Source organism: Micromonospora sp. NPDC049580 (genome assembly GCF_040675595.1).
Taxonomy (GTDB): domain Bacteria; phylum Actinomycetota; class Actinomycetes; order Mycobacteriales; family Micromonosporaceae; genus Micromonospora.
Genome location: NZ_JBFAPG010000610.1, coordinates 1 through 3,206, shown reverse-complemented (window position 1 = coordinate 3,206; position 3,206 = coordinate 1). Strand labels below are relative to the sequence as shown.

The 3,206-nt window shown below is 74.8% G+C and carries 2 protein-coding genes; both read left to right on the top strand.

Annotated features, from left to right (window positions below):
- Positions 1-373 precede the first annotated feature (373 nt).
- Positions 374-2,494, top strand: coding sequence for a molybdopterin oxidoreductase family protein (locus tag AB0J68_RS29890; protein ID WP_363941945.1), 2,121 nt, complete (start codon positions 374-376; stop codon positions 2,492-2,494).
- Positions 2,491-3,206 (top strand): FAD-dependent oxidoreductase (locus AB0J68_RS29885; RefSeq protein WP_363941943.1); only part of this gene is annotated, 716 nt, incomplete at its 3' end. The genes AB0J68_RS29890 and AB0J68_RS29885, both read left to right, overlap by 4 nt.

Sequence of the window (3,206 nt, the reverse complement as noted above, 5' to 3'; positions counted from 1 at the left end):
TTCGTGCCGGGGCCGCACCTGCCCCGCCCCAGATCTTGGACAGTTTCCGTTACGAGCGAACGGAAACTGTCCAAGATCTCCACGACAGTTAGGGGGAGCGCTGTGCCGGACAAGCCACCCGATCGGAAGCCCGAGCCGAAGCCCGAACCGGCACCGCCGTCGTCACCGGGCGTGCCCTGGCCACGCAGGAACCATCGTTCCGCTGACCGTCCCAGGAGATGAAGCCCGGCGCCGCCGCTGGTCACGCGTCCGTCCGGGGCCGCCATCACCCGCCCGTCACGTCCGCTGCCCTTGTGCGGTGTGAGCCCCACTTGACAGGACCGAAACAGAAGAGACCCGGACCGGAAACCGTCCGGCGGCACGCTTTCGGGACATGACAGACGGTGCATGGCCGGCAACTCGACCGGGGCGTACGCCCCGGGAGGTGGCGACGCACTGCCCGTACTGCGCCCTTCAGTGCGGCATGACGCTGCGCGAGGACGACACCGGGGTGAGCGTGCTCCCCCGCCAGTTTCCCACCAACCGGGGCGGGCTCTGCCAGAAGGGCTGGACCTCCGCCGAACTGCTCGACCACCCGGACCGGCTGACCACCCCGCTGCTGCGCGACCCGGTCAGCGGCGAGCTGCGCCCGGCGACCTGGGACGCCGCGCTGGACCGGATCGTCACCGGCCTGCGCGCCATCCAGGACAGCTCCGGTCGGGACGCGGTCGCCGTCTTCGGCGGCGGCGGGCTGACCAACGAGAAGGCGTACGCGCTGGGGAAGTTCGCCCGGGTCGCGCTGCGCACCCGCAACATCGACTACAACGGACGGTTCTGCATGTCCTCGGCGGCTGCCGCCGGGCTGCGCGCCTTCGGTGTCGACCGGGGGCTGCCGTTTCCGCTGGCCGACCTCGGCCGGGCCGACACCCTGCTGTTGGTCGGCGCCAACCCGGCGGAGACCATGCCGCCGCTGGTGCGCTGGCTCACCGAGCAGCGCCGGGGCGGCGGCCGGCTCATCGTCGTCGACCCCCGCGTCACCGCCACCGCCCGCCAGGCCGACCTGCACCTGCAACCGCTGCCCGGCACCGACCTCGCCGTGGCCAACGCGCTGCTGCACATCGCGGTCACGCAAGGGTGGGTCGACCAGGCGTACGTGGCCGAGCGGACCACCGGCTTCGACGCGGTCCGCCGCAGCGTCGCCGCCTGGTGGCCGGCCCGCGCGGAACAGCTCTCCGGCGTGCTGGTGGCCGACCTGGAGGCGACCGCCCGCGCGCTGGGCACCGGCAGCCGCGTGATCATCCTGACCGCGCGCGGCGCCGAGCAGCACGCCAAGGGCGTCGACACCGTCACCGCGTACGTCAATCTCGCTCTCGCTCTCGGCCTGCCCGGCCGCGAGGGCTCGGGGTACGGCTGCCTCACCGGCCAGGGCAACGGCCAGGGCGGGCGGGAGCACGGGCAAAAGGCTGACCAGCTCCCCGGCTACCGCAGGATCGAGGATCCGGCGGCCCGGGAACACGTCGCCGGTGTCTGGGGCGTGCCGGCCGACGACCTGCCCGGCCCGGGCGTGCCGGCCTACCAACTGCTCGACTCGCTCGGCACCCCCGACGGCCCCCGGGCGTTGCTGGTGTTCGGCTCGAACCCGGTGGTCTCCGCTCCCCGGGCCGCCCGGATCGAGGGCCGGCTGCGCGACCTCGACCTGCTGGTCGTCGCCGACCTGCTGCTCTCCGAGACGGCGGCGCTGGCCGACGTGGTGCTGCCCACCGCGCAGTGGGCCGAGGAGGACGGCACGATGACCAATCTGGAGGGCCGTGTGCTGCGTCGACGGGCGCTGCGCCCGCCTCCGCCGGACGTCCGGACCGACCTGGCCATCCTCGCCGACCTGGCGACCAGGTTGGGCGACGCCGGGACGGCGGCGGCGCGGTTCCCGACCGACCCGGCCACTGTGTTCGCCGAGCTGCGCCGCGCCTCCGCCGGCGGGGTCGCCGACTACGCCGGCATCGACTGGGCCCGGATCGACGAGACCGACGGTGTCTTCTGGCCCTGCCCCAGCGAGGACGGGCCGGACACGCCACGGCTCTTCGCCGACCGGTTCGGCACCCCGGACGGCCGGGCCCGGTTCCACGCCGTGGAGCACCGGCCGGCCGCCGAGGAGGTCTGCGCCACGTATCCCCTGCACTTCACCACCGGCCGGGTGCTCGCCCAGTACCAGTCCGGCACCCAGACCCGCCGGGTGGCCGCGCTGCGCCGCGCCGCGCCCGAGGCGTTCGTCGAGCTGCACCCCGACCTGGCGGCCCGGCTGGGCATCGACGACGGCGACCCGGTGCGGGTCACGTCCCGCCGGGGCGAGCTGCGCGCGCCGGCCCGCCTCAGCGCGGGGATCCGCCCGGACACGGTCTTCGCGCCGTTCCACTGGCCCGGCGCCGGCCGAGCCAACTCGGTGACGAACGACGCGGTGGACCCGATCTCCGGGATGCCCGAGTTCAAGATCTGCGCGGTCCGGGTGGAGAAGGCATGACGGCCCGAGTGGTGATCGTCGGCAACGGGATGGCCGGTGCCCGGCTCGCGGCCGAGCTGCACGCCCGCGAGGGAGACCGGAAGGTCACCGTGCTCGGGGCGGAGCCGCACCGCGCGTACAACCGGATCATGCTCTCCACGCTGCTGACCGGCCGGATCGCCGAACCGGACGTGGAGCTGACCGAGGCCGCCGGGCACGGCATCGACAGGCGCCCCGGCGTGCCGGTGACCGCGGTGGACCGGTCCGCCCGCGAGGTCCGCACCGGCGACGGCGAACGGATCTCCTACGACCACCTGGTGCTGGCCACCGGCGCGCGGGCGGTGGTGCCGCCGCTGCCCGGCCTCGACGCGACCGACCTGCCGCAGCGGGTCGTTCCCTTCCGGACCCTGGACGACTGCCGCCGGATCCTCGCCGTCGCCGACGGGGCCCGCAGCGCGATCGTGCTCGGTGGTGGGCTGCTCGGCCTGGAGGCCGCCCGCGGCCTGGCCACCCGGGGGCTCGCCACCACCGTCGTGCACCACACCGGGCACCTCATGGAACGGCAGCTCGACCCCGCGGCCGGCGCGGTGCTCGCCGGCACGCTCGCCCGGCTCGGCGTCACCATCCAGCTCGCGGTGCCGGCGACCGGTGTCGTCGCCGACGACACCGGCGTCCGCCTCGACCTGGCCGACGGCCGGTCGCTGCACGCCGACCTGCTGGTGCTCTCCTGCGG

What these genes read in the sequence shown, in the direction of transcription:
- AB0J68_RS29890 (WP_363941945.1), top strand. Translation starts at nt 374, where the DNA reads ATGACAGACGGTGCATGGCCGGCAACTCGACCGGGGCGTACGCCCCGG.